This window comes from Arthrobacter sp. U41 (genome assembly GCF_007679325.1).
In the GTDB taxonomy this organism is placed as follows: domain Bacteria; phylum Actinomycetota; class Actinomycetes; order Actinomycetales; family Micrococcaceae; genus Arthrobacter.
Genome location: NZ_VEGI01000001.1, coordinates 1,483,518 through 1,509,447, shown reverse-complemented (window position 1 = coordinate 1,509,447; position 25,930 = coordinate 1,483,518). Strand labels below are relative to the sequence as shown.

The following is a 25,930-nucleotide window of genomic DNA, read 5'->3' as shown; positions in this document are numbered from 1 at the left end:
CGGGCCCGCCGCGGAGCTGTACGCCCCCGCCGGTCCCGAACCGGGATATTCTTCACGAAGGAAATGTCCAGACACGGCGAAGAGGCGGATGCGGAAATGGCTGAGGATACTACCGGGAAATCGCCCGGCAGGTGGCGCGTATTCCACGACAAGTTCGTGGTGGAGGAACGCTACATGGAGGCCCGGGACCGGAAGAACCTGTACCGGATCGCCGTCGGCCTGGTGGTTCTGGGCGTTGTGCTGTTCTTCTCGATCCTTGCCGGTGTCCTCCAGCAGGACGGCCTGACCGCCGGCGACGAGCCGGTCCGCTCGTGGCTGCTCACCCTCCGCTCCGAACCGCTCACGACCATCATGATCTTCCTTGCGATCGTTTTCGGACCCGTGGCACTGCCGATCATCATCCTGGTGGTGACGGTGGCCTGGGGCCTGCTGGCCAAGCACGCCTGGCGGCCGATGCTCCTGGCCGGGGCCATGCTCACCGGTGTGATCCTGGCCCAGATCATCGGGCGCACCATTGACCGCCAGCGCCCACCCGTGGACCTGATGCTCTTCGGCGCCGACTTCACCTTCTCTTTCCCGTCCGGCCACGTCCTTGGCGCCTGCGACTTCCTGCTGGTCAGCGCCTTCCTGGTTTTCTCCCGCCGGCACAACCGCATGGCCGCCGTCGCAGGGTTCCTGCTGGCCGGCGTCGGGATCTTCTTCGCCGCGGTGAGCCGGCTGTACCTGGGCTACCACTGGCTGACCGACGCGTTTGCCTCGCTGTCCATCTCATTCGTGATCCTGGGCGGCGTGATCGCCCTGGACACCTGGCGGACCGCCCGGGTCCGCGGTGAGGAGATCACCGGAACCCTCTCCAAGGCCGATACGAGCCAGACGTAGTTCCCGGCGGGAGCCTCTTGCCCGGCGCCTGCACCGGTGCCACAGTGGGGCATGCCCACCGAAGACGATGTCCGCCGCACCGCACTGGCCCTGCCGGGTGTGGTCGAACGGCCCAGCTGGGGCCAGCCCGCCTGGTTCGCGGGCACGCTCATGGCCCGGATGTGGGAGGAAGGTGTACTCACGGTCAAGACCGGGGAACGCGAAGCGCTCGCAGGAACGGACCCGCAGACCTATTTCTGGACGGCCCATCATGAGCGGTCACCGCTGCTCGTGCTCGTGCGGCTGGACCGCATCGACCTGGCGGAACTCGGCGAGCTCCTCGAGGAGTCCCACCGCATCGCAGGGGGCCGAGGGCGCTAGGTCCGGCGTGACCGGAGCCGCTTCAGCTCGCTCTGCAAACGGGCGTTGACCGCTTCCAGCTCCAGCACCTTGGCTACCCCGGCAAGATTCAGCCCCTCCTCCAGCAGTTCGCCGATCCGCTGCAGCACCGCCAGGTCCGCATTGCTGTACTGCCGCGTTCCCCCGGCAGTGCGGTCCGGCGTCAGCAGGCCCCTCCGCTCGTAGAGCCTGATGTTCTGCTGCCCGGTCCCGACCAATTGGGCCACCACGGAGATCGCGTAAACGCCCGGCTCCTCTCCACGTTCCGTCACGGTGTTCCCTTCCCAGTTGTTCGATGGCCCGGTTTCCCTCTTGTGTCCGGTTTCCCTCTTGCATCAGTTTCGCACCGGTGCTATAAAAAATCTATATCCACCACTACAGATAATTGAGTGGTTCGGATACAGGAAAAGGCACACAAATCTCGCATGAAGGAGTGGGAAATGATGTTGATGCGTACGGACCCGTTCCGTGAACTGGACCGGCTGACGCAGCAGGTCTTTGGAACAGCGGCACGGCCGGCGGCCATGCCGATGGACGCGTGGCAGGAGGACGACGAGTTCGTCGTCGCATTCGATCTTCCCGGCGTCAACGTTGACTCGGTGGACCTCGATATCGAGCGCAATGTCCTGACCGTCCGGGCTGAACGGCGCGATCCGACGCCCCCCAACGTTGAACTGATTGCTGCGGAGCGGCCGCGCGGCGTCTTTAGCCGCCAGCTCATCCTCGGCGACACCCTGGACACCGAGAAGGTCAGGGCGCACTACGCCGACGGTGTCCTGACGCTCCGGATTCCGGTGCTGGAACGGGCCAAGCCGCGGAAGATTGAAATCACGCACACGCAGGACAAGATGCAGGAGATCGGGACGTAGCTGCGGCGGCGGACGCACGCCGTCCGCCCGCCGATGAGCACGGGACCAGAGGGCGCCGGCCGCCGCCGGAGTCGTCTGGTCCCCGCCCGGTCCGTACAGAGGCGGCGAATGACAATGAACCGCGACCCCCGTGGCTACTATGCTGCGCTGCGGGTATCGCCGGACGCGACGGCGGCCCAGATCCGCCACGCCTTCCGGGCGCTGATGCGCCTCCGCCATCCCGACGTCGAACTGTCCGCCGGAAGTGGGCAGGGTGACGTGTATGGCGCCGGCGAGGCGCGGCGCATCCTGGAGGCTTTCGCAGTGTTGCGGGACCCGAAATCCCGGGCGGAGTACGACCCCGACGCCGGCGGTGCCGGTCCCGGCTCCGGCGGCACCGGGAGCCGGGACATTCCGGTGCGCCTGCACCGGAACCCCCAGCCGTTGTTCCGGGCCACCCCGGTGCGCTGGGAACGGGGGCCGTACTGACTTCAGGGCCTTGCCCACGCAGCTCCCGCCACGACACGTCAGGCGAAAACACACTTCCGAGCACCACAGAAGGAGGGCGGCCATGAGCGCATGGCGCCGCTACGATTCGCATCTTATGCCGGTCTTCCACGAGCGCTTTGAGGCTCGGTGGGGCCAAGGCACAGCCCCGTTTCTTGACCCGGAAGCCCACGAAGCGCCGCTGCCGCGGGCGCAGTGGATCAATATCGACACCGGGGCCGCCCTCGCGGTGGTTCCCATCTGGACCGTCGATGACAGCCAGCACCGTTCCTTCGGCGTCTTCTACCTCCCTCCGGCCGGCGATATCTGGGTGCTGCGCCCGGGCTACACGAGTTACCTGGAACCCACGGCCGACGAGACCGAACAGCTGCAGGCGCTGCGGAACGATGCGTTCAAGAAAGCGGTAGCCCACGCCAAGGAATTCCTGTTCGGACCTGAGGCCGCGTCGTACTGAGGCGCGGTGGATGCTGGTGCGGTGAGGGACCCGGACCGGCCCGCGGACGGAGGTCGTGGCGCGGGGATGCGCCACGGCCTAAAATCAGTCCACTGCCGGAAACTACATAGGGGAATCCACTGATGAAAGCATCCGCCAAGGACTTGGCCGCGCTGCTGCCGCCGCGCTTTACGCTGGGCGTGGCCACCGCCGCCTTCCAGATCGAAGGCGCCCTGGATGAGGACGGGCGCGGCCCCTCGGGGTGGGACGTCTTTGCGGCGAAACCCGGATCGATCGTGGAGGACCACAGCCCCGCCATGGCGTGCGACCACTACCACCGGATGCCCCAGGACGTGGCCCTGATGAAGGAACTCGGGATCGATTCCTACCGTTTTTCCCTGTCCTGGTCCCGCATCCAGCCTGGCGGCAGCGGCCCGGTCAACTCCGCCGGCCTTGATTTCTACGACCGGCTGATCGACCTGCTGCTGGCCAACGGGATCGCACCGATGGCCACGTTGTATCACTGGGACACGCCGCTGGAGCTGGAGGAGGCGGGCGGCTGGATGAACCGGGACACCGCCTACCGGCTGGGAGAGTTCGCCGCGATCGCGGCGGCAGCCTACGGAGACCGGGTGACCCGCTGGGTGACCGTCAACGAGCCCGCCACGGTCAGCACCAACGGCTACATGCTGGGGATGCACGCGCCGGGCGAGGCACTCATGCTCAAAGCCCTGCCCAGCGTCCATCACCAGCTGCTGGGCCACGGGCTGTCGCTGCAGGCACTCCGGGCCGCCAACGTGCCGGGCGAGATCGGGATCACCAATGTGTACTCACCGATGGTGCCCGCGTCGGGCAACCCGCTGGACAAGCTCAGCGCCGGCCTGATGGACATGGCCCAGAACCGGCTCTACGCGGACCCCGTATTGCTGGGCAAGTACCCGGACACTATCCGGGCCGCCACCTTCTTCTCCTCGTTCAGCCCCTCCAGTGAGGACATGAAGCTGATCTCGCAGCCGCTGGACTTCTACGGCCTTAACTACTACATGCCGACCCGTGTGGCCTCCGGTCCGGGCGAGGGCGCCGTGCCCAAGGGAATGGCGGAAGCGATGGGCGATGACCTGAGCGGCACCGCTCCCGGCTCGCCGTTCCACATTGCGTCCTTCCCGGACACCGAGATCACCGCGTACGGCTGGCCCATCAAACCGGAATACATGGCCGTCGCGCTCGCGGAAATGGCCGAACGCTACCCGGATCTTCCGCCGGTCTACATCACGGAGGGCGGGGCAAGCTTCGAGGACCTTGAGATCCAGGATCCCGACGGCGGGCTCATCATCCCGGACGAGCGGCGGGTGCGCTACCTGGCGGACCACATTGCCACCGCCATTGAGGCGACGTCACCCGGAGGCGCGGCAGAATCCGTCGACCTGCGCGGCTACTACGTGTGGTCGCTGCTGGACAACTTCGAATGGTCGGCCGGCTACAAGCAGCAGTTCGGGCTGCTGCACGTGGACCGGGAAACCCAGGAGCGCACCAGGAAGGCCTCGTTTTACTGGCTCCGGGAAGTCCTCGGGGCGCGGCACCGGGACGCCGTCCCGGAGGCTCCCGTCGCGGGCGCAGCGCCGGGGGCTGGCGCCCAGGCCGCCGCCGCGGCGGTGGGGACTTCCGACGTCGAACGCCCCCACCCGGTGGGCTGAGTACAGCCGGGGCAGGTTAGAGAAGGTCCATATCCTGCAGACTCTTCGCCATGCCTGCGCCGTCCGGGGAGTAGATCCACGGAACCTGGGAGCCGGTGTGGTCGCCGGACTCCGAGTGGCCGCCGGCCAGGACGGCCTCGCTGGCGGAGAGCTGGCGGATGCCGATGGCGGCCACCCGGTCGCCGTGCTGCTGGGCGAAGTGTGAGTAGATTGCTTCGTCGTGCTGCCCGTTGTCCCCGAAGAGCAGCCAGCGCATGTTCGGAAACTCCTCGGCGAGCAGTTCCAGGTTGCGGCGCTTGTGCTCCTGGCCGCTGCGGAACCAGCGGTCCTGGGTGAGCCCCCAGTCCGTGAGGAGCAGAGCGCCGGAGGGGTACATGTTCCGGGTGATGAAGCGGGCCAGGGTGGGGGCTGCGTTCCACGGCCCGGTGGACAGGTAGATCACCGGGGCCTCCGGGTATTCCACCATCAGCCGGTCCATCAGCACGGCCATCCCCGGCGTCGCCATCCGGGCCCGCTCATTGAGCACAAACGTGTTCCACAGCGCGAGGAACGGCCTGGGGAGTGCGGTGACCATGATCGTGTCATCGATGTCGGAGACGATGCCCAGCTTGGTGTCGGGGGAAATGACGAAGATCTTCGCGGTGGCAGGTTCGGTCCCCTCGGCGCGCAACACCGCCGAGTGCCAACCCGGTGTGAGCTCCACCTGCACCACCGTGTCCACCAGTCCGCCGCGGTCCGCATGCACCCGGGCCGTCACCCCGCCGATCTCGATCTCCACCTCGGAGTATTGGATCGGTACGGACGTGAACGCCCGCCAGCCGCGGATGTTCTGGTTGCCGTTCTGAGCTGCCTTCTCGGCCCGGCTGCCGGGGTTCGGCTTGCTGGTCAGCACCACCCGGCCCAGCACCCGGACCCACGTGGTGGACCCGTAGCCCTGGTATGCGACGGTCTGCGGGACGAAGTCCCAGCGGCGGGCGGTCTTCAGGCGAAGACTGTTGACGGTATCCGAGACCCAGTGCGCCAGGCGGAAAGCCCGGTTGCCGGTGGCCGGTTGCTGAGCGGGTGTTTGCTGTGACGCCAATTCCATGCCTCCACTCTCCCACACGGGCCCGTTCCGCCGTCGCCTGTGTCCGGAGGCGCGCGGTTCAGGTGTCGCCTAGCACGTGGCGCAGTGCCATGGCGTTGCGGACGGCGTTGCCGCCGCCGTCGTTGTTGAAATACACAAACACCTCCTTGCCGGCGTGCTGCCATTCGCGGATCCGGTCCGCCCACCAGCGCAGGTCACCGTCCGGGTAGGAGCCTCCGTAGAGGTGCTCCCGGTCCGGTCCGTGCAGCCGGACGTAGACGAACTCTGCGGTGGCCCGGAGGACGCACGGGAGGCCCGCGCCGCTCATGATGCAGTAGGCGGCGCCGTGCCGTTCCAGCAGCGCGTAGACCGCGGGCTCGTCCCAGCTGGCGTGGCGGAACTCCATGCTGACGCGGATCCAGTCGGGAAGCGCCGTCAGGAAGTAGTCCAGCCGCGCGTCGTCCCGGGGGAAGTCCGGGGGCAGCTGGACCAGCAGCACCGCCCGTTTTTCGCCCAGTTCATGCCAGCACCGGGCGATCCGCTCGATCCAGACCTCCGGGGCGAACAGCTTTTTGCCGTGCGTTAATCCGCGGGGGGCCTTGACGGAGAGCAGGAACCCGGGAGGAAGGCGCCGGCGCCAACTGGCGAACGTGGCCTCCCGGGGCCAGCGGTAGAAGCTGGCGTTGAGCTCCACCGTGGCGAAGCGTGCCGCGTAGTACCCCAGCCGCTCCCGTGCCGGGAGCCCGGGCGGGTAGAACACGTCCTCCCAGTGGTCATAGCTCCAGCCGCTGGTGCCGACATGCGTGCGTCCGATCTGGTGCCCTTTTAGCATCTACGGATCCTAGTCCGACGGAACCGCCTATGGCACTGTCTGGGTCCGGCCGATATTTACGGCCGGTGTTCGTCCACAGTTTAGATAAGTATACTTACTAATATCCCAACGTGGGGTAGAGGATAAAGGAGTGTGCGATGGCTGGCTATTTTGAACTCGTGGACGCGCCCGACGGCGGCTACAGGATCCGCATGCTGGACGGATCAGGCAGCCTGATGGCCGTCTCCGTCACCTTTCCCACCAAGGGGGCAGCCGTTGCCGGCATTGCCCAGGCCCGCGAAATCGCCGGCACGGGGCTTATCCGGGACCGCAGCGCCGGCGGCCAGGCCGCGCCGGCGGGTTCGCTCTCCAGGGTGACCAGGCGGACCGCCGGGGGCGCCGGCCGGGGAACCTCGCTGTCCGGAGGGTCGCTGGCCGCGGGAAAGCGGGCGCGCGCCCACCACTGAGTGGTCCGCCCCTTCGCGTGATGACACATCGCCGCTCGCGTGATGACACGTCGCCGCGAGATGACACGTCGCCGCAATGTTGGCGCTGGACACTGCCGTGAGGTGCGAACTCGGCATACGCTAGCCGGATGACACGACATCACCTGCCCGGCCGAGTCGCCGTCGTCACCGGCGCCGGATCCGGAATCGGACGGGCGGTAGCCCGGCTCATGCTCGCCGACGGCTACCGGGTGGTGCTGGCCGGCCGCCGGGAATCGCAGCTGCGGGAAACCGGCGCGGGACATGCCCAGGCGCTCGCCGTTCCGTGCGATGTGACGGTGCCCGACGACGTCGAACGGCTGTTCTCCGAGACCCTCAAGCTGTGGGGCCGCGTGGATGTCCTGTTCAACAATGCCGGCGTGTTCGGCCCTGCCGCCTCCGTGGACGAGATCAGCCTCGCCGACTGGGACGCGACCCTGTCGGTGAACCTCACCGGCTCCATGCTGTGCGCCGCCGCCGCCGTCCGGGCGATGAAGGCCCAGTCGCCCCAGGGCGGGAGGATCATCAACAACGGCTCGATCGCCGCCCATTCGCCGCGGCCCCGGACTGTGGCTTACACGGTCACCAAACATGCCATGACCGGGCTGACCAAAAGCATCGAACTCGACGGCCGGGGGTTCGGGATCACCTGCGGCCAGATCGACATCGGCAACACGGCCACGGAGCTGATGGACACGATCGGCGTCGGCTCCGGCGCGGTCCAGGCCGACGGCAGCAGCCGCGTGGAACCGACTTTCCCGGTGGACGAGGCCGCCCGTGCGGTGCTGCTGATGGCCGGGATGCCGCCGTCGGCCAGCGTCGGCTCCCTCGTCATCACCGCAGCCGGAATGCCGTTCATCGGGCGCGGCTAGCGCCGAAAGCCTAGAGCGGCAGCAGGGCGGACAGGTCGGCGCGCAGCCCCGACGCTGCCACCCGGCCGGCGTCGACGGCGTCTGCCCAGCTCAGCTGCCCGCTGACCATCGCCAGCCAGGTGGCGGCGTCGCACTCAATGACGTTCGGGGGAGTGCCGCGGGTATGCCGCGGACCCTCCACGCACTGCGTCACGCCGAAGGGCGGGACGCGTACTTCCACCGAGTTTCCGGGGGCCCGGGCGGTGACTTCCTCCAGGGAGTAGCGGACCGCCGTCGCGAGCGTGCTGCGGGGGACGGGGCTGCCGGCCTCGGGGCCGCCGGCTGCCTGCCATGCGGCGAGGGCCGCGCGGCCCTCATCGAGGGCTATCCGGCGTCGGGCTACACCCATGGCTAGTCCAGCAGGGCCGAGACGGCGTGGCCCAGCCGGATCTTGCCCACCGGCCGGCCGCCGCCGAGCACGGGGGCGACCACCTTGTCCAGGACGCTGGCCACCTCCGGGACGTCGACGGCGCCGGCCGCGGCCAGCAGGGTCAGCCCGACGAGCGTGGTGGCCCGGACGTTGCCGTCCAGGATCTTGATCGCGACCGAGGCGCCGGTGGGGGTGGCCATCACCAGGACACCCTCGGCGCCGATCTTGGCGAGGATCCCGAGGTCGTCCATCACCACTGTGTTGGACTCGCCCTTCCCCTGCACGGCCCACGGGTAGTCCAGCATCGAGGTGGCGATCGTGGCGGCGCGGGCGTTGGAGTTCTTGTCCCCGGGGGCCTTGGCGAGTTTGGAGAAGGCCCGGGCCAGCCCGGTCAGGGAGACGGCGGCCACGGGGGCGCCGCACCCGTCGATGCCGAGGTGGGCGATGCTCTCGCCGCAGTATTCCTCGATAACGGAGCGGATGCGCTGCTGCAGGGGATGGTTGGGTTCGAGGTAGCTGTGGGTGTCCCAGCCGTTTTCGGTGCAGGCCCAGAGGAACGCGGCATGCTTTCCGGAGCAGTTGAAGGCAAGCTTGGACTGGCCCCGCTCTGTGCGGACCAGCCATGTGCGTGCGGTCTCGTCCTCGGGCCAGGCTGCCGGGCACTGGAGCTGTTCTTCCTTGACGCCGGCGGCCTTGAGCATGCCTTCGACGACGTCCATGTGATCCAGCGAGCCGACGTGGCTGCCGCAAGCGATCGCCGCCTGCGCGCCGCGCAGGGGGACGCCGGCCTGCATGGAGGCAAGGGCCTGCAGGGGCTTCAGTGTGGACCTGGCATAGATCGGCGTGGTGATGTCGCCCAGTTCGGTGACGACGGTGCCGTCCCCGGCGATGAGGACGGCCGAGCCGATGTGCCGGGACTCCACGAAGCCGCTGCGTTCAACGACGGCCAGTTCGACGGCGGACTCGACGGTGAAGGTGGCACGCGAATTCAAGGGCATGCAGCAAGTCTATGGTGCCCGGCGGGGATACCCCGTTATTCCACGGTCACCATCAGCGACTGCCAGCCGGACGCGCCGTCGGGCACGGGATCCGCGCGCTTGTCCGTCTGGACCTCGCCGGTTCCGTCCGTGGCGCGGGCCTTGATGTAGTGCGGGCCCGGGGTGGCCTCCCAGTCGAAGGACCACTGCCGCCAGGTGACCAGCGAGGCTTCCGTGGAGAGGGTGGCCTCAACCCAGTCCCCGTTGTCGATCTGCACCTCAACCTTGGTGATGCCGCGCGTCTGGGCCCAGGCGGTCCCGCCGATCGCGACCCGCCCGGCCGGAACCTTGGCGAAGGACTTGGGGACCTCCACGCGGGCCATGGTCTTGATGGGGCCGCGCTCGGACCAGCCGCGCTGCGTCCAGTAGGCCTTGCTGTCCGCGAACCGGGTGACCTCCAGGTCCACCACCCATTTGGTGGCCGAGACGAAGCCGTACAGGCCGGGAACAACCATCCGCACCGGATAGCCGTGTTCCAGCGGGAGGGCTTCGCCGTTCATGCCGATGGCCAGCATGGCGTCCCGGTCATCCTGCAGGACCTCCAGTGGAGTCGAAGCGCTGAAGCCATCGATCGAGGTGGAGAGCACCATGTCCGCGCCTTCCTTGGGCCGGGCCAGCTTGAGCACGTCACGGATGGGCATGCCCAGCCATTTGGCGTTGCCGGCCAGGTTCCCGCCCACCGGGTTGGACACACAGGTCAGGGAAACGTGGGACTCGATCAGGTTCGCGCCGAGCAGGTCCTGGAAGCTGAGCCGGACTTCCTGTTCCACGAGGCCGTGGATGCGCAGCTCCCAGTCCTGGGCGTTGATCTCGGGCACGCTCAGTGCGGTGTCAATGCGGTAGAACTCGTTGTTGGGCGTCAGCCACGGCGTGACCCCGGGCGCCTTGGACTGCACCCCGGCGGGCACCGCGGGGGCGGGCTTCACCGGTGCGGGGAGCTGCAGGGATTCGCGGGCCTGGGCCACGTTGCTGCGGGCCGCGCTGAGCATCCGGCCCCCGGTCGCGGCGACGGCCGAGGCAGCGGCCGTGACTCCGGTAGCGGCGAAGAAGGCGCGGCGGCTGGTGGCGGGACGTTCCGGGTCCTTGGCGGCCAGGTCCGCGTCCATCTCCGGCCACGGCTGCATCCGCCACAGCCGCGTGATGAGGAACCGGAGCGCAATGAGTCCGGCCACGGTACCGATCAAAGTAGGAATCGCATCCAGCGGCTTCACACTGGCCCGGGTCACCACACTCGCGACGATCACGGCGCCCATCAACAGCACGCCCGCGACGCCGAGGGCCCACTTGCGGTAGGCCACAATGCCCAGAACGCAGGCAAGCAGCAGGATGGTCACCGCCATGCCGACGAACAGGGCGAGTTTGTCATTCGTACCGAAGGTGGCGATCGCGAAATCCTTCAGCCACGACGGCGTGAAGTCGATGAAGGTCGAGCCCAGGGCGATCACAGGCGTCGCCCGCGCCGTGAAGAACGCTCCGATCAGCTCCGCCACGGACAGCACGACGGCGGCCGCCGCCACCCCGGCCAGTGCGGCGAGGGCGGTGGGACCGGACAGCCGCCGGGACGGCCTGTGCTTGCCGGGCTGCTTCCGGGCGGGCTTCACTATGCTGAGTTCTTCCGCGCGGGGCGTCTGCGTGCTGGGCTTCTCCATAACCAGTCTTCGCAGCCGGACGCGCCGCGGATGGCCCCGGGGGCTTCCGTGGGGGACATGCCCTCCGGTCGGGCGTACGAATGAGCATATGGGCACTATGTCCAGTGGGTGCGGCCGAGGCTGGGCATGTCCGGTGGGCGGGAGGCGGCTGCGCGTGGGGCATGCTCTCCGGTCGGGCGGAAGAATGAGCATGTGGGCACTATGTCCAGTGGGTGCGGCCGAGGCTGGGCATGTCCGGTGGGCGGGAGGCGGCTGCGCGTGGGGCATGCCCTCCGTGCGGGCGGAAGAATGAGCATGTGGGCGCTATGTCCAGTGGGTGCGGCCAAGGCTGGGCATGTCCGGTGGTGGTCACAGCTTAGGAGCCAGCAGGGTCCACAAAGTACCCTTGGGAACTGTGAAGGTACTTGTCATCGGCCCCGGCGGCCGCGAACACGCCATTGTCCGATCCTTGCTTGCAGATCCGAATGTAGCCGAGGTCCATGCGGCCCCGGGCAACGCCGGCATTAGCAAACTGGTCCCCACACACGCCATCGACGCCAACAATCCCGACGCCGTCGCTGCCTTGGCGACCAAACTCGCCGTCGACCTGGTGGTCGTCGGCCCCGAGGCGCCGCTGGCCGCCGGCGTTTCCGACGCCGTCCGCGACGCGGGCATCCCGGTGTTCGGCCCCAGCAAGGCAGCGGCCCAGCTTGAGGCCTCCAAGGCGTTCGCCAAGGAAGTCATGGCCGAGGCCGGTGTCCCCACCGCGATGGCCCGGGTGGCCGGCAACGCCGAGGAAGCCGCCGACGCGCTGGACACGTTCGGCGCGCCCTACGTCGTCAAGGACGACGGACTCGCCGCAGGCAAGGGTGTGGTGGTCACCAACAACCGGGACGAGGCCCTCGCCCACGCCCAGAGCTGCTTCGATGCCGGCGGCACCGTGGTGATCGAGGAATTCCTGGACGGACCCGAGGTCTCGATCTTCGTCCTCTGCGACGGCAGCAACACCGTGGCGCTCTCCCCGGCGCAGGACTTCAAACGGATCTTCGACAACGACGAGGGCCCCAACACCGGCGGCATGGGCGCCTACACCCCGCTGGAATGGGCCCCCGAAGGCCTCGTCCAGGAGGTTCTTGACCGCGTCGCCCAGCCCACGGTCAACCAGATGGCCCACCGCGGCACCCCGTTCGTCGGTGTGCTCTTCGTCGGGCTGGCCCTGACGTCCCGCGGCACCCGTGTGATCGAATTCAACGTCCGCTTCGGCGACCCGGAAACCCAGGCGGTCCTTGCCCGCCTCAAGACCCCTCTCGGCGGGCTCCTGATGGCAGCGGCCAAGGGCGAACTGGACAAGGTCCAGCCCCTGCGCTGGTCCAGGGAGACCGCAGTCGCCGTCGTCGTCGCCGCCGAGAACTACCCCGACGCGCCGCGCACCGGCGACCGGATCCGGGGGCTCAAGAAAGTCGAGTCGATCGAAGGTGTCCACGTGATCCACGCCGGCACCAAGCTCGACGACGAAGGCAAGGTTGTGTCCGCGGGCGGACGCGTCCTGGCCGTGGTGGCGCTCGGAACGGACCTCGTCGAGGCCCGGGAGCGGGCGTACGACGGCGTCGAACTGGTCCAGCTCGACGGCAGCCAGTTCCGCACCGACATCGGCGGCAAGGCGGCGCGCGGCGAGATCAAAGTGCAGACGCCCGGCGCCCCGGCCGCCACGAAAGCGAAGGCTTGAGCATGACCCGTGAACCCCTGCCGGACGCCACCGGACCCACGCCGTCCGCGCCGAAAGGCGGCCTGGATACCGCGACGCTGGACCTGCCGGGCTGGAAGCACATCTACTCGGGCAAAGTCCGCGACCTCTATGTTCCGGTGGACCGCTCCATCACGGAGCGCATCGGCCAGGAATGTGTCCTGGTGGTCGCCAGCGACCGCATCAGCGCCTATGACCACGTCCTCGCCAGCGAGATCCCGGACAAGGGCCGCATCCTGACCCAGCTGAGTCTGTGGTGGTTCGAACAGCTGGGCGTTGCCCACCACGTGCTCGCGTCCACGGTCGACGGCGGTGTGCCCGCCGCGGTGGAGGGCCGCGCGATGATCTGCAAGAAGCTGGACATGTTCCCGGTCGAGTGCATCGCCCGCGGCTACCTCACCGGCTCCGGGCTTGTCGAGTACCGGGCGTCCGGCACCGTGTGCAGCATCCCTCTGCCCGGGGGCCTGGTGGACGGGTCCCGGCTCGACGAGGCCATCTTCACCCCCTCCGCTAAGGCCGAGGTGGGCGAGCACGACGAGAACATTACTTTCGACGCCGTCGTGGAGACCGTTGGGGAGGACATCGCGTCCCGGCTGCGTGAACTCACCCTGGAGATCTACACAAAGGCAGAAGCCATCGCCCGTGGCCGCGGCATCATCCTTGCCGACACCAAGGTGGAATTCGGCTTGGACGTCGCCACCGGCGTCATCACGCTCGGCGACGAGGTGCTCACCCCGGACTCCTCACGTTTCTGGGATGCCGCCACGTACCAGCCCGGCAAGGCCCAGCCTTCCTACGACAAGCAGTACGTCCGCGACTGGCTGACCTCGGCCGCATCCGGCTGGGACAAGTCCTCGGACCTGGCGCCTCCGGCGCTGCCGGCCGACGTCGTCACCCGCACCCGCAGCCGGTACGTCGAGGCTTACGAGAAACTCACCGGCCGGACGTTCGCCTAGGGGGTTCGGGGCGGTCCGCTTGGGCTGCGGCTGCGGCCCGCTCAGGTTCCGGACGCCGCGGCGGACTGCGCGCGGCGCTGGGCCAGCCGGATTTCCAGCACGGCGTCCATCGACTGCTGGACCCGGTCCGAGGCGCCGGCCGCGCTGAATTCCTTCTGGGCCTCCTCGAGGTAGACCAGTGCCTCGTCGGATTCGCCGGCGGCCTTGAGGGCCTTGCCGAGCAGCAGCGATACTTCGCCGGCGGTGTGCTTGGCGAGCGCACCCTTGTCGGCGTGGATTTCGCGCAGCTTCTGGATGGCCGCGACGATATCCCCGGTCAGGTAAAGCCAGCGGGCCCGGATGAAGGCCACCTCCAGCTGGTCCGTTTTGTTGCCGCCGACGATCGAGAGCGCCAGCTCGGCCCGCTCAATCGATGTCAGCGTCTCCGGTTCCACGATCCCGGAGGACAGGCGCACGGCCGCGGAGGCCTTGTTGAACCGGGCCCAGAGGTCGATGTCGTTTGCGGGGGAGAGCAGCTGCGCCGCCCGCTCGTGGTACTTGATCCCCTCCGGGTAGTCATGGCGCATAAAGGCCACGTTGCCGATCACCCACGCGACCTCGCCGGCGAGCTGGGTCATGGAGTGGTCGTCCATCTGCTCGTTCATGGCCTGGCAGTATTCCCACGCCTCGTCCAGCCGGCCGCTTTCGGCCAGCGCGCCGATCAAGGCGCGCAGCGCGCCGATGACCAGGGTGGAGCCCTTGGGCAGCTCGGCGCAGAGCCGCACCGCCTGCTCGGCATGCTCGACGGCGGCGGTCAGCTGCCCTTGTCCCTGTGAGGCCGCGGCGAGCATCTGCCGGGCCCGCACCCCCAGGCCTGCCGATTCGGCGGCCATCGGGTGGTCCAGGAGGCGCTGGACGATGTCCTTGCATTCCTGCCACTGGCCCTGCTTGATCAGGCATTCGGCCTGCATATAGGTCATGTTCCACCAGGCGCTGGTGTTCCTGGCTTCGAGGGCGATCCGGGCCGCAGCCGCGGCATGGGTCGCCGCCAGGGAGTAGTCGCGCAGATCCCAGGCCTGGCGCGCATAGAGGCCCGAGAGTACATATTCCGCGTCGCTGACGGAGACCGGCTGGCTCCAGGCTTCCAGCGCCTTGGGCGCCAGCTCCAGTCGTCGGGCCAGTTCCTCGATGACATCGGCCGTCGGTTCGCGGCGTCCGGTCTCCAACAGGGAGATGTAGCTGGGCGAGTACAGGTCCCGGCCCAATTCCGCTTGCGTTAGGCCACGTTCGAGCCGTTCCGCTCGGAGTTTCTCCCCGAATCCGTTCCCCACGGATACCTCCTAATTCCGGACAATCTTTGTACTAAATGCTTGACAGTCTCTGTGGAAATCATTTTACAATGTGTGTCAACAAGGGTAGTGCTGACTTGGTAAGGACCCCGACTCATATTGAGGAACTCTATGTTGAAGAAGATTGCGGCCGGCGCCGTCCTGGCGGGCGCTCTGGCATTCTCCGCTGCGGCTCCGGCCGTCCTGTCCATTGGTTCCACTGGTGACGCTGGCTTCACCGCCGTCGGCAACTGGCCGGACCCCATGAAGGCGCCTCAGGCCGTCGGTAACTGGCCTGACCCCATGATGTACTCCACGAATGTCGGCAACTGGCCTGACCCGATGACGTACTCCACAAATGTCGGCAACTGGCCGGATCCGATGTAGGCATTGGCTTTTTGATAGCTCCGGGACATGCGCGAACCGTGTCCCGGAGCTATTTTTTTGCCCCGCAACCCTCATCGACTGCTCCGTAGCCGCCCTTTTGAGGGGTCAAAACGGCAGTTGCGGAGCAATCGACGGGAACCGGGCGCACAAAGAAGAGGGCCTTCCTAATGGAAGACCCTCTTCTTGATTGGTCGGGATGACAGGATTTGAACCTGCGACCTCGTCGTCCCGAACGACGCGCGCTACCAAGCTGCGCCACATCCCGATCCGTTACTTCAAAAGCAACTTCACAAGAGTATCCGATCGGGGCCCCGGATGCGAAATCGAGCCACGGGCGGCCGCGCAACAGAACGCACTGCACGCGCAGCCGGGCCGCGCAGAGCCGGTGCGGCTCAGACCAGCGAGTCCTTCCAGGCGCCATGCAGCTGCGCGAAGCGGCCGCCGCCGCCGATCAGCTGATCCGGGGTGCCGTCCTCGACCACCCGCCCGTCGTGGACCACCAGCACCCGGTCGGCGGTCTCCACTGTCGACAGGCGGTGCGCGATGATGAGGGCGGTGCGGCCGCTGTCGGCGCCGATGCCCTGCAGCAGCCCGGCCAGGCCGGTTTGGACGAGTCGTTCGGACGGGATGTCCAGCGAGGAGGTGGCCTCGTCCAGGATCAGCACGGCCGGACGGGCCAGGAACGCCCGGGCGAAGCTGATCAGCTGGCGCTGCCCGGCGGACACCCGGCCGCCGCGTTTGTTGACGTCCGTGTCGTAGCCGTCCGGGAGGGCCTGGATGAAGTCGTGCGCGCCCACGGCCTTGGCCGAGGCCTCGATCTCCGCGCGCGAGGCCCCGGGCCGGCCGAGGGCGATGTTGTCCGCGACGGAGCCGCTGAACAGGAACGCCTCCTGGGTGACCATTACGACGTTCCGGCGCAGGTCCGCCGTCGCGAGTTCCCGCAGGTCCACGCCGTCGAGCGTGAGCGAACCGGCGGAGACGTCGTAGAAGCGGGCGATCAGTTTGGCGAGCGTGGACTTGCCGGCGCCGGTCTGGCCCACCAGCGCCACCGTCTGGCCGGCGGGGATGTGCAGGTCCATGGCCGGGATGATGACGGGCCCGTCGCCGTAGCGGAATTCGACCGCCTTGAAATCAATGGTTCCCTTGGCGTCGTGCAGGGTCACCGGGTTTTTGGGCGGACGGACCGTGGGGACTTCCTCGAGCAGTCCGGAGACTTTCTCCAGCGCCGCCTGGGCGCTCTGGAAGGAGTTGTAGAACATGGCCATCTGGTCCACCGGCTGGAAGAAGCGTTTGGTGGACAGGATCAGGGCCAGCAGCACGCCGACGGCGAGGTCGCCGCTGAGCACCCGGAAGCCGCCGAACAGCAGGACGACGGCGACGCAGACGTTGCCGATCAGCACCAGGCCGGGCTGGAAGACGCCGTTGAGGTTGATGGAACGGACCGTGACCTTGCGGTAGTCCTCGGCGAGCTCGGCATAGAGGCCGGCGTTTTCGCGTTCCTTGCGGAACGCCTTGACGGCGCGGATGCCGGTCATGGTCTCGACGAAGTGCACGATCAGCCGGGCCGAGACCACCCGGGACTCGCGGAACGCGATCTGGGAGTGCTTCTGGTACCAGCGGGCCAGGAAGTACATCGGCACGCCGGCGGCCAGGACCAGGAGCCCGCTCCTCCAGTCGAGGGCGAACACGGTCGCGGCCGTGAACACCATGAACAGCATTCCGGAGGCCAGCGAGCTGATCCCGGAGTCCAGGAGTTCGCGCAGCGCCTCCAGGTCCGAGGTCTGTCGCGCGATGATGCGCCCTGAGGTGTACTTTTCGTGGAATTCGAGGCTGAGCCGCTGGGTGTGCCGGAAGACCCGGACGCGGAGGTCCAGGAGCATCGCCTGGCTCAGTCTGGCCGTCGAGGTCACATACAGGGCGGTGAGGCAGGCCGTGGCGACGGCGGCGGCGAGGTACGCGGCGCCCGTGAGCATCAGGGGGACGTTGTCGCCGGCGATCAGGGCCGGGAGGGCCCGGTCGATGCCGAAGGCGATCAGCGCCGGCCCGGCGACGCGGGCGGCCTGGGACAGCACGACGGCGGCAATGGTCAGCCAGAACCGCCGGCGGACCGGGCGGATCAGCGAGCCGAGCAGGGCCAGGGACCGGCGCCGGACGGTTTTGCTCTCGGTCCTGGACAGGTGCGCGTTGTCTTCATTCGCGGTGCCGAAGGTTGCGCTGCTCATCGGGAAACCTCCTCGGCGTTGAGGCCGGACAGCTCCGAGTCCAGCAGATCGGAGTCCAGGTCGCGCGGCTCGGGGTCGAGGCTGGCAATCACGTAGCGGTAGTGGGGGTTCTCCGCGAGCAGTTCGGTGTGGGTGCCGACGGCGGTGATCCGTCCGTTCTCCAGCAGCGCCACCCGGTCCGCCAGCGCGACGGTGGACGGCCGGTGGGCCACGATCAGCGTCGTCGTGGCGGTAAGCACCTCCCGCAGCCTCGTCTCGACGAGTTCCTCGGTGTGGACATCGAGGGCGGACAGCGGATCGTCCAGGACCAGCACCCTGGGACGGGCGGCGATGGCCCGGGCCAGGGCGATGCGCTGCCGCTGCCCGCCGGAGAGGCTGAGTCCCTCCTCACCGATCAAGGTGTCCAGACCGTCCGGAAGCGAGTACGCGAAGTGGGCCTGGGCGACGTCGAGCGCCTCCTCGAGGAGTTCTTCGCGGCGCTCGGGCGGGAGGCCGGCCGGGGCGCCAAGCAGGACGTTGTCGCGGACCGAACTCGAGAACAGCGTGGTGTCTTCGAACGCGACGGCGACCACTGTGCGGAGGTCCTCAACGCTGAACTCGCGCAGGTCCACCCCGTCGATGGTGATGGTGCCGGCGGTGACGTCGTACAGCCGGGGGACCAGCTGGAGCAGGGCGCTCTTGCCGCTGCCCGTGATTCCGACCAGGGCCATGGTTTCGCCGGGCCTGATGTCCAGGGTGACGTCGGTGAGGATCGGTTTGTCCGGGGCGTCCTCGTAGGCGAAGGTGGCGTTGTGGAAGCTGAGGGCGCCCTGCAGCTCGGCGGGGCTGCGCGGATGGTCCGGGCTGGTGATGGTGTTCACCGAGTCCATCACCTCGAAATGCCGGTCCACGGCGGTCTTGGCGGTGAGGGCCATGGCCAGCAGCATGCCGCAGAACTCCACGGGGGCGGCGATCACGGCGGCGGTGGCGAAGAAGGCCACCAGGGCGCCGATGCTCAGCTCGCCGGTGGAGGCCAGCAGGATGCCGACGACGAGGCCGGTCCCGAGGGCCAGCTCCGGCAGAAGGGTGACCACCAGGCTGAAGGTGGCGACGTGCTTGGCCTTGGCGATCTCCGTCTGGCGGAGCTCCTCCGCCTGTTCGTTGAAGTTCTCCAGTGCCTCGCGGCTGCGGCCGAATGCCTTGAGGACGCGGATCCCGTGGACCGATTCCTCGACAGTGGTCGCGAGGTCGCCGGCCTGGTCCTGGCTGCGCCGGGCCACCTTGCTGAAGCGGGTGCGGAAGCGGAAGCCGTAGATCATGATGGGCACCGCCGCGGCGAGGAAAATCAGGGCCAGCTGCCAGCTCATTGCGAACATCACGGCCACACCGATCACGACCGTCAGGGTGGTGACCACCAGCATGATGGCGCCGAAGGCCATCCAGCGGCGCAGGAAGTTCAGGTCGGTCATGGCGCGGGAGAGCAGCTGCCCGGAGCCCCACCGGTCGTGGAAGGAAACTGTCAGGTCCTGCAGGTGGCCGTAGAGGGACACCCGCATCCGGGTTTCCACCGTGGTGGCGGGGTTGATGACGAACTGCCGGCGCAGCGCCACGAGTCCGGCCTCGGCGATGCCCAGGCCCAGGATCACGAGGGAGGCGGTCCAGACCGCGTCTGTGCTGCCGCCGGGTTCCAGGGACTGGTTGATCAGCACCCGCAGCACCTGGGGGATGGTCAGGGCCACCACGCTGGCGAGCAGGGCGCAGAGCAGGCCCATGACCAGCCGCGGAATGATCGGCCTGACATGCGGATAGAGACGGCTGATGGAGGAGAAAAATGAGGTCTGCTTGGCCATGCCTGCTTCTTAAAACGCAACTGCGAAATAACTAACGCAACTGGATGTAGTTTCCTGTAGCAACTACCCTAGGCCATCGGGTGACCCGGTTCACAGGAAAATCCACAGCATCAGGATCTCGCCCAGTAATTACATTCCGCAATGGATGCGCGACCCTCCCCTCACGGGAGGACATGTCCGGTCCCGGGCGCGGCGAGTGGACATAAGACCTGCCGTGCCGCTGGACATGTCCAGTACATGGCGCGGGGAGTGGACATAGGCCCCTATGTCCATTCGTGGATCGCGCCGGAGGGCATGTCCGGTGGTGGAGAGGGGAGCGGGAGGGCATGTCCGGTGGTGGAGAGGGGAGCGGGCGGGCTCAGGAACGCGCAGTGAGCGTCAGCATTACGGCCTCGGGCCGGCAGGCGATCCTGACCGGCGCGAAACGGGAGGTGCCGATGCCGCCCGAGACGTTCACCGGCGTCGTGCGTCCGTTGCTTTCCCAGTCGTGCAGGCCTTTGGCGCGCCAGGTCGGGAGGTCGCAGTTGGCGACGAGGGCGCCGTAACCCGGGACGCAGATCTGGCCGCCGTGCGTGTGCCCGGCCAGCAGGAGGTCGGCGCCGTCCTCGGTGAAACGGTCCAGGACACGCTGGTAGGGGGCGTGGATGACAGCGACGCGGAGGTGCGCACGGCTGTCCTGGCCCTTCGTGCCCCGCGGCCAGCCGGCGTACCGTTCAAGGCCCAGGTGCGGATCGTCGACGCCGGAAAAATCAACGCGCAGGCCTTTGATCACCAGCGACTGGCAGCGGTTGGTCAGGTCCACCCAGCCGCCCATGCCGAAGCCTGCACGGAGCCGGGGCCAGTCCAGCCGGGCCGGCTCCTTGGTGTGCGAGGACGGCCCCCGGAAATACGACACCGGGTTTTTCAGCATCGGGGCGAAGTAGTCGTTCGAGCCGGGCACAAAAACGCCGGGGAATTCCATCAGCGGGTGGAGCGAGTCCAGCAGGGGCTGCACGGACTTGGCATGGCTGAGGTTGTCGCCGGTGTTCACCACCAGGTCCGGCCGCAGTTCCGCAAGCGAGGCCAGCCATTCGGCCTTCCGGTGCTGCCCCGGGACAAAGTGAATGTCGCTGAGGTGCAGCACCCGGATCGGTCCAAACCCGGCAGGGAGGATGGGCAGGGTCTCTTCCCGCAGGACGAACTGGTTCTTCTCCCACAGCCCGTAGCCGGTCACGGCGGCGCCCACCGTGGCACCGGCTGCGGCGGTTACGGCAAAGCCGCGCCCGATGCTTCGGACGCGGCTTGCCAGATCAAATCCCCCGGCCACGGGCTACTTATCCTCTTTTTTCGGCGGCGCGGAAGGCGCCGGTTCCTTCGGCGCTTCTTCCTTCGGGGCTTCGTTCTGCGTCGACGGAGCCTCCTCGCTGCCCTCGTTGCCGCCATTTCCGCGGTTGTTGCTGTTGTTGTTATTGCTGGGCGGCTGGTACGGCGCGGCCTCGTACAACAGGTTCGACGGCGGTTCCGGGAACGGCTCCGTGCCGTGCGATGGGGCGACCTGGGACATGAACTGCGAGAACATGGGGCCGGCGATCATGTAACCGTCGACGCCCTTGTAGAAGTTCCCGTTGATCGTGACGTTCTGTCCGGCGCGCTGCTGGTTGCCCAGCGGGTCGCCGAACCAGGCAGCGGTGGCAAGGCCCGTGGTGTGGCCGACAACCCACGTGGAACCGTTGTTGTTGGACGTACCGGTCTTAGCCGCGATCGGGAAGGTTGTCCGGGTGGAGATCCGCGGCTGAATGAGCGCGCCGGAACCACGGTTCAGGACTTCCTGCAGGGCGTAGTTCACGCCGCGGGCGACCTCCGGCTTGAGCGCGTCCCGGCAGTTGGTGGCCTGGGCGGGGAGCTGGGCCCCGGTCGCATCCGTCACTGACGTGATGGCGATCGGCGCGCAGTACCGGCCATCGTTGGCGAAGGTGGCGAACGCACTGGCCATGGTCAGCGGCGAGGTCTGGGTGGAACCCAGGAGGTTGGACAACTGGAACATGTTGACCTTCGGGTTCGCCTCGAGGATCTTGCCGGTCTCCTTCTCCACCGAGGGAAGACCGGAGTGGATGCCCACGGCGTCCACGATCTTCTGGATCCCGCAGAAGTCCACCTGCGCGGCGGAGGCGAAGGTCACCGTGTTGATGGAGTTGTACAGGCCCTGCAGGACCGTCATGGGCCTGTAGTAGCCCTCTTCGGCGTTCTGCAGGTCCTCCGCGGCGCCCAGTTGCGCCTGGTTTTCCGGCGTGCTGTAGGCGCCCGTGGTGGTGCCGCAGGAGTTCCGCCACTGGAAGCTCAGGGGGTACCTGCGGACCGAGCCGTCCACCACGGTGTTCATGGACTTGCCCTCATCCAGCCACTGGGCGAACGTGAACGGTTTCATTGTGGACCCCGGCTGGGCGCCGCCGAGGCCGTTGAGGTCGTTGCCGTTTTCGTCGAATTTGTCGACGTTGAAGTTGAGCTGGGAGTCGAACTTCCCCTTGGCCTGCAGCCACGAGGTGTTCTGTGCCATGTTGGTGATTTTGCCGGTGCCCGGCTCCACCGAAACCAGGGCAGCGCCCCACTTGTCCGGGTTCGCGCCGGCAGCGGCATCCACCTGTGCCTGGGCGGCCTTCTGGGCGGCAGGTTCCAGCGTGGTCTTGATTGTCAGACCGCCGCGGAAGATCTTCCGCTCACGTTCTTTCGCGTCCGCGCCGTACGCGGGGTTGTTGAGCAGCAGGTGCAGCACGTAATCGCAGAAGTATGGCGACGTGGGCGAGTAGGCGCAGCCCTGCCGGGGCTGGGTCACCTTGGTGGTGACCGGCGTGGCGACGGCGGCTTCGTAGTCCGCCTGCTTGATCTTGCCCTGCGTGTACATGGCTTTGAGGACCAGGTCGCGGCGCTGCTTGGCGTTCTCCGGGTTGGAGATCGGATCGTAGAACGACGGGCTGTTCACAACGCCGGCGAGAAGCGCGGCCTGCGGCAGGGTCAGTTTCTTGGCAGTGGTGCTGAAGAACAGCCGGGAGGCGGCCTCAATGCCGTAGGCGTCACGGTTGAAAAAGACGATGTTGAGGTAGCCCTCAAGGATCTCCTCTTTGGTGAACTTCTTCTCCAGGGCGATGGCGAGCTTCATCTCGCGGAGCTTGTCCCCGACGCCTTTGTTCACGCCGTTCAGCAGGACCTCGTCGCCCTTGCCCTCGGCCTCAAGGGAGGAGTTGATGACGTTGTTCACGTACTGCTGCGTGATGGTCGACGCGCCCTGCTTGTTGCCCCGGGCGGTGCTGACCAGCGCGCGCATGATGCCGGTGGTGTCCACGCCGCCGTGTTCATAGAAGCGGCTGTCCTCGATGGCGATCACCGCGTTCTTGATGTGCGGGGACATGTCATCCAGCGAGACGCGGGTGCGGTTCTCAAGGTAGAGGTTGGCGATGACACTGCCGTCGGCCGCCAGGATCTTGGTTGACTGGCTTGGCGGATCAACCTTCAGCTCCGCCGGGAGGGTGTCGAAGAATTTGATTGAGCCGCTGGCCGAGCTGCCGGTGACGGCCGCCGCAGGGACCAGCAGTCCCGCCACCAGGACGCCACAAATGGCGCTCACGCCCAGGAAAAGAAAGATCTTTCCGAGGGTGGTGGCCGTGTCAAATAAAGGGTTCTTACCAGTCGCCATGTTTTCCACTTTACCGGCAAGGACTAGGCTTTAGCTCATGACCAAATGGGAGTACGCCACGATTCCGCTCATTATCCACGCCACAAAGCAGATTTTGGACCAGTGGGGTGACGACGGCTGGGAGCTTGTCCAGGTTGTTCCGGGTCCCGAAGGAAACGGCCTGGTTGCCTACCTGAAGAGGGAGAAGCAGTAGCCGTGAGCACCCCCGCATCTGCCGCTCCGGGAGCGCCCGGAGCCTCCGGAACTCCGGGCCGCAGCACCTCAGGCACGGGCGCGTCGTCCGCCGTCGAGCAGCGCCTCGCCGAGCTGGGCCTGACCCTGCCGGAGGTTGCCGCCCCGGTGGCCGCCTACGTCCCCGCTGTGATCTCCGGCAACCACGTCTATACGTCGGGACAGCTGCCGTTCATCAACGGCAAGCTCGAAGCCACCGGCAAGGTGTCCTCCGGCGCCGAAGGCGCCTCGGACGAGGCCACGGTGTCACCGGATGCCGCCCAGCGGTACGCCGCGGTGTGCGCCGTCAACGCCCTGGCAGCCGTGAAGAGCGTCATCGGGGACCTCGACCGGATCACGCGGATCGTCAAGGTTGTCGGGTTCGTCTCCTCCGACCCGTCGTTCACCGGCCAGCCCGGTGTGATCAACGGCGCGTCCGACCTGCTGGGCAAGGTCCTCGGCGACGCCGGCCAGCACGCGCGCTCCGCCGTCGGCGTGGCCGTACTTCCGCTCGACTCGCCGGTTGAAGTCGAACTGATCGCCGAATTCGCCTAGAGGGCCGGTCACTTCCTTGCCTCAGTTAGCCCGACGACTGTTTGTCCTTCCCCCCGATCTTGAGGGGGCGGCCCGCAGCTGGCTTGAACACGGCGAAAGGACCCCCCGGGCGGCACGGTTCGCTTCCTCGGTGGTGCTGCTTCGTGATTCGCCCACCGGCCTGGAGACCTGGCTGGGTTACCGCCCGGGATCGTCACCGCTGGGGGTCCTCGCCTTTCCGGGCGGGTCGCTGGAGGCGTCCGACGACGACGCCGTCGGCTGGCTGGGCCCCTCACCGCAGCATTGGGCCGAGCAGATGGGGACCGACGACGTCGGACTGGCACGCCGCCACGTGGTGGGCGCCATCCGTGAACTGTTTGAGGAAACCGGCGTGCTCCTGGCCGGCCCGGACCTGTCCACCACGGTGGAGGCCACGTCCTCTGCCGAATGGATGCGGGCCCGGGTGGCCGTGGCGGAGCAGGAGAAGTCCTTCACCGAAGTGCTGGCCAAACGCGGGCTCTCGGTGCGCACGGACCTGCTCAAGCCACTGGTCAACTGGCTCAGCCCGGATTTCGCGCACCGCCGCTTCAACACCCGCTATTTCGCGGCCACGGTGCCGATGAACCAGCAGCCCTCGTTGCTGGCCAGCAAGGGCGTGTGGGGCCGCTGGGTGTGCGCCCGGAAGGTCATTGACGGCCGCGACACCACCGAGCTCGGCGATGAGGTGGGCCAGGAGAACACCGCTGGGCTCACCCTCGGCCAGCTTCTGGTGCCCGGCTCGGAGATCATGCTGGAGAAGATGGCGGCGGCCAACGGCTGCATCGCCTACCTGAGCTACAAGCGCAAGGCCCACGTCTACCAGCCGAAGCTTGTCGAGGAGAACGGCCAGCTCCTGCTTGAGGTGGAGGCGGCCAAAACGGTCGCCGGGGAACCCCAGCGCGAACGCTGACGCCGGGGCGCTGAAGCGAGGTCTCCAGGGGCGTGGCCCGGAGTAGCGTCAACGGAGTGCCGTCTATTGCGGGCCTGCCAGGTCGGAGCGCTCAGCGGACATGCCCGTGCTGCGCCCCAGCAGTGCACATGCCCCCCGTTCAGCCCTCCATGTCACTGGACATGCCCTCCGCAGGCCTGAGCCAGTGGACATAGTGGCATTCTGTCCGCCCTTAGCTGCTAGGAATGGGCATGTCCGGCGGGGAGTGAGCCCTGGACTGGGCATGTCCTGCGGTGAGGCGTTCATTCGGGCCTAAACGCCGAAGGCCGGCTCCGTTGTCACGGGCCGGCCTTCAGCTGTAGTGCGGGGCACTGTCAATCGGGCTTAGCGGGAGCGCTGGCGGAGGCGCTGCATGTCGAGGATGACGACGGCGCGGGCCTCCAGGCGCAGCCAGCCGCGCTGCACGAATTCGGCCAAGGCCTTGTTGACCGTCTCGCGGGAAGCGCCGACCAGCTGGGCCAGTTCTTCCTGGGTGAGCTCGTGGGCCACCAGGACGCCGTCGGTCGCGGGACGGCCGAAGCGGTCCGCGAGGTCCAGCAGCGCCTTGGCGACGCGGCCTGGAACGTCGGAGAAGACCAGGTCGGACAGGGAATCGTTGGTGCGCCGCAGGCGGCGTGCCAGCGCCTGCAGCAGCTGCGCCGAAACCTCGGGGCGGGTGCGCAGCAGGGCGTTGAGGCTCTCGTTCTTCAGCCCGGCCAGCCGTGTTTCCGAGACGGCCGTTGCTGTTGCGGTCCGCGGGCTCGGATCGAACAGTGCCATCTCGCCGAAGAGTTCACCCGGGCCGAGGATGGCAAGCAGGGACTCCCGGCCGTCCGGGGACGTGCGGCCGAGCTTGACCTTGCCGGAGACGATGAAATAGAGCTGGTCGCCCTGGTCGCCTTCCCGGAATACCGAGGCTCCGCGTGAGAGGTCCACCTCGGTGAGTTCGTCCGTCAGCAGACGGAACGCCTCGTCGTCGAGCGTGGCGAAAAGGGGTGCGCGGCGCAATACCTCGATATCCATGAAATCTCCTGACTAAAACTGTGTCGGCTGGGGCGCT

Annotated in this window: 26 protein-coding genes and 1 tRNA gene; 14 read left to right on the top strand and 13 right to left on the bottom strand. The window is 67.5% G+C overall.

From position 1 onward, the window contains the following. Positions 1–96: 96 nt before the first annotated feature. Entirely contained in the window at positions 97–879 is a 783-nt protein-coding gene (locus FS787_RS06990; protein ID WP_144671473.1) for a phosphatase PAP2 family protein, read from the top strand. Between the two features lie 51 nt (positions 880–930). Continuing rightward, positions 931–1,239, top strand: a complete 309-nt coding sequence (locus FS787_RS06985) for an MmcQ/YjbR family DNA-binding protein (RefSeq protein WP_144671472.1) — start codon at positions 931–933, stop codon at positions 1,237–1,239. Here the strand turns inward: FS787_RS06985 and FS787_RS06980 are convergent. Continuing rightward, a complete protein-coding gene (locus FS787_RS06980) occupies positions 1,236–1,529 on the bottom strand; it encodes a MerR family transcriptional regulator (RefSeq protein ID WP_144671471.1) in 294 nt (97 codons plus the stop codon). The genes FS787_RS06985 and FS787_RS06980 overlap by 4 nt on opposite strands. A 171-nt stretch (positions 1,530–1,700) precedes the next feature. On the opposite strand from FS787_RS06980, the gene FS787_RS06975 reads away from it, so the two are divergent. The 4 genes from FS787_RS06975 (at position 1,701) to FS787_RS06960 (ending at position 4,739) form a co-directional block, all read left to right on the top strand. After that, positions 1,701–2,126, top strand: a complete 426-nt coding sequence (locus FS787_RS06975) for an Hsp20/alpha crystallin family protein (protein ID WP_144672027.1) — start codon at positions 1,701–1,703, stop codon at positions 2,124–2,126. 108 nt (positions 2,127–2,234) lie between these two features. After that, a complete protein-coding gene (locus tag FS787_RS06970; protein WP_144671470.1) occupies positions 2,235–2,594 on the top strand; it encodes a J domain-containing protein in 360 nt (119 codons plus the stop codon). A gap of 82 nt (positions 2,595–2,676) precedes the next feature. Then, complete coding sequence (locus FS787_RS06965) at positions 2,677–3,066, top strand: hypothetical protein (RefSeq protein WP_144671469.1); 390 nt, start codon at positions 2,677–2,679, stop codon at positions 3,064–3,066. Positions 3,067–3,188: 122 nt separating this feature from the next. Beyond that, positions 3,189–4,739 (top strand): GH1 family beta-glucosidase, encoded by a 1,551-nt coding sequence (locus FS787_RS06960; protein WP_144671468.1) that lies wholly within the window; start codon positions 3,189–3,191, stop codon positions 4,737–4,739. Between the two features lie 16 nt (positions 4,740–4,755). Here the strand turns inward: FS787_RS06960 and FS787_RS06955 are convergent, their stop codons facing one another. Both FS787_RS06955 and FS787_RS06950 read right to left on the bottom strand, forming a co-directional pair. Continuing rightward, positions 4,756–5,826 carry an App1 family protein gene (locus tag FS787_RS06955; protein ID WP_144671467.1) on the bottom strand — a complete coding sequence of 357 codons (1,071 nt, stop codon included), beginning with the start codon at positions 5,824–5,826 and terminating at the stop codon, positions 4,756–4,758. A 58-nt stretch (positions 5,827–5,884) separates the two neighbouring features. Beyond that, positions 5,885–6,637: a DUF72 domain-containing protein gene (locus FS787_RS06950; protein ID WP_395940318.1), complete on the bottom strand. Its 753-nt coding sequence runs from the start codon at positions 6,635–6,637 to the stop codon at positions 5,885–5,887. 137 nt (positions 6,638–6,774) lie between these two features. Here FS787_RS06950 and FS787_RS06945 point away from each other — a divergent pair, with 137 nt between their 5' ends. Both FS787_RS06945 and FS787_RS06940 read left to right on the top strand, forming a co-directional pair. Next, positions 6,775–7,083, top strand: a complete 309-nt coding sequence (locus tag FS787_RS06945) for a hypothetical protein (protein ID WP_144671466.1) — start codon at positions 6,775–6,777, stop codon at positions 7,081–7,083. Between the two features lie 128 nt (positions 7,084–7,211). Then, the gene (locus FS787_RS06940) at positions 7,212–7,973 is read left to right on the top strand and encodes an SDR family oxidoreductase (RefSeq protein WP_144671465.1); all 762 of its coding nucleotides are present in this window, start codon (positions 7,212–7,214) and stop codon (positions 7,971–7,973) included. A gap of 10 nt (positions 7,974–7,983) precedes the next feature. On the opposite strand, the gene FS787_RS06935 is transcribed toward FS787_RS06940, so the two are convergent. Genes FS787_RS06935 through FS787_RS06925 form a run of 3 tightly spaced genes read right to left on the bottom strand, consistent with a single transcriptional unit; the run spans position 7,984 to position 11,068 of the window. Further along, positions 7,984–8,361: a sterol carrier family protein gene (locus tag FS787_RS06935; protein ID WP_144671464.1), complete on the bottom strand. Its 378-nt coding sequence runs from the start codon at positions 8,359–8,361 to the stop codon at positions 7,984–7,986. Positions 8,362–8,363: 2 nt separating this feature from the next. After that, complete coding sequence (locus tag FS787_RS06930; RefSeq protein ID WP_144671463.1) at positions 8,364–9,380, bottom strand: asparaginase; 1,017 nt, start codon at positions 9,378–9,380, stop codon at positions 8,364–8,366. Between the two features lie 35 nt (positions 9,381–9,415). Further along, positions 9,416–11,068, bottom strand: coding sequence for a molybdopterin-dependent oxidoreductase (locus tag FS787_RS06925; RefSeq protein WP_260982428.1), 1,653 nt, complete (start codon positions 11,066–11,068; stop codon positions 9,416–9,418). Positions 11,069–11,462: 394 nt separating this feature from the next. Here FS787_RS06925 and purD point away from each other — a divergent pair, with 394 nt between their 5' ends. Both purD and FS787_RS06915 read left to right on the top strand, forming a co-directional pair. Beyond that, on the top strand, positions 11,463–12,773 hold the full coding sequence (gene purD, locus FS787_RS06920) for a phosphoribosylamine--glycine ligase (RefSeq protein ID WP_144671462.1): 1,311 nt from the start codon (positions 11,463–11,465) through the stop codon (positions 12,771–12,773). 2 nt (positions 12,774–12,775) lie between these two features. Beyond that, positions 12,776–13,747 carry a phosphoribosylaminoimidazolesuccinocarboxamide synthase gene (locus FS787_RS06915; RefSeq protein WP_144671461.1) on the top strand — a complete coding sequence of 324 codons (972 nt, stop codon included), beginning with the start codon at positions 12,776–12,778 and terminating at the stop codon, positions 13,745–13,747. 41 nt (positions 13,748–13,788) lie between these two features. On the opposite strand, the gene FS787_RS06910 is transcribed toward FS787_RS06915, so the two are convergent. Next, positions 13,789–15,057, bottom strand: a complete 1,269-nt coding sequence (locus FS787_RS06910; protein ID WP_144671460.1) for a helix-turn-helix domain-containing protein — start codon at positions 15,055–15,057, stop codon at positions 13,789–13,791. 129 nt (positions 15,058–15,186) lie between these two features. Here FS787_RS06910 and FS787_RS06905 point away from each other — a divergent pair, with 129 nt between their 5' ends. Further along, positions 15,187–15,441: a hypothetical protein gene (locus FS787_RS06905; RefSeq protein WP_056433769.1), complete on the top strand. Its 255-nt coding sequence runs from the start codon at positions 15,187–15,189 to the stop codon at positions 15,439–15,441. Positions 15,442–15,629: 188 nt separating this feature from the next. Here FS787_RS06905 and FS787_RS06900 read toward each other — a convergent pair. From FS787_RS06900 to FS787_RS06880, 5 genes are all read right to left on the bottom strand, one after another. Further along, a tRNA-Pro gene (locus FS787_RS06900) sits at positions 15,630–15,706 on the bottom strand. Between the two features lie 127 nt (positions 15,707–15,833). Then, positions 15,834–17,663, bottom strand: a complete 1,830-nt coding sequence (locus FS787_RS06895; protein ID WP_144671459.1) for an ABC transporter ATP-binding protein — start codon at positions 17,661–17,663, stop codon at positions 15,834–15,836. Continuing rightward, complete coding sequence (locus FS787_RS06890) at positions 17,660–19,492, bottom strand: ABC transporter ATP-binding protein (protein WP_144671458.1); 1,833 nt, start codon at positions 19,490–19,492, stop codon at positions 17,660–17,662. The genes FS787_RS06895 and FS787_RS06890 overlap by 4 nt, the downstream gene beginning before the upstream one ends. Before the next feature lie 358 nt (positions 19,493–19,850). After that, positions 19,851–20,798: a metallophosphoesterase gene (locus FS787_RS06885; protein ID WP_144671457.1), complete on the bottom strand. Its 948-nt coding sequence runs from the start codon at positions 20,796–20,798 to the stop codon at positions 19,851–19,853. A 3-nt stretch (positions 20,799–20,801) separates the two neighbouring features. Beyond that, on the bottom strand, positions 20,802–23,159 hold the full coding sequence (locus FS787_RS06880) for a transglycosylase domain-containing protein (RefSeq protein WP_144671456.1): 2,358 nt from the start codon (positions 23,157–23,159) through the stop codon (positions 20,802–20,804). Positions 23,160–23,196: 37 nt separating this feature from the next. On the opposite strand from FS787_RS06880, the gene FS787_RS06875 reads away from it, so the two are divergent. Genes FS787_RS06875 through FS787_RS06865 form a run of 3 tightly spaced genes read left to right on the top strand, consistent with a single transcriptional unit; the run spans position 23,197 to position 24,852 of the window. Continuing rightward, positions 23,197–23,352, top strand: a complete 156-nt coding sequence (locus FS787_RS06875) for a DUF4177 domain-containing protein (RefSeq protein WP_144671455.1) — start codon at positions 23,197–23,199, stop codon at positions 23,350–23,352. A 2-nt stretch (positions 23,353–23,354) separates the two neighbouring features. Then, positions 23,355–23,924 (top strand): RidA family protein, encoded by a 570-nt coding sequence (locus FS787_RS06870; protein WP_260982427.1) that lies wholly within the window; start codon positions 23,355–23,357, stop codon positions 23,922–23,924. Positions 23,925–23,940: 16 nt separating this feature from the next. After that, positions 23,941–24,852, top strand: a complete 912-nt coding sequence (locus FS787_RS06865; RefSeq protein ID WP_144671454.1) for an NUDIX hydrolase — start codon at positions 23,941–23,943, stop codon at positions 24,850–24,852. Positions 24,853–25,215: 363 nt separating this feature from the next. Here FS787_RS06865 and FS787_RS06860 read toward each other — a convergent pair whose 3' ends face one another. Then, the gene (locus tag FS787_RS06860; RefSeq protein WP_011693220.1) at positions 25,216–25,893 is read right to left on the bottom strand and encodes a Crp/Fnr family transcriptional regulator; all 678 of its coding nucleotides are present in this window, start codon (positions 25,891–25,893) and stop codon (positions 25,216–25,218) included. Between the last annotated feature and the right edge of the window lie 37 nt (positions 25,894–25,930).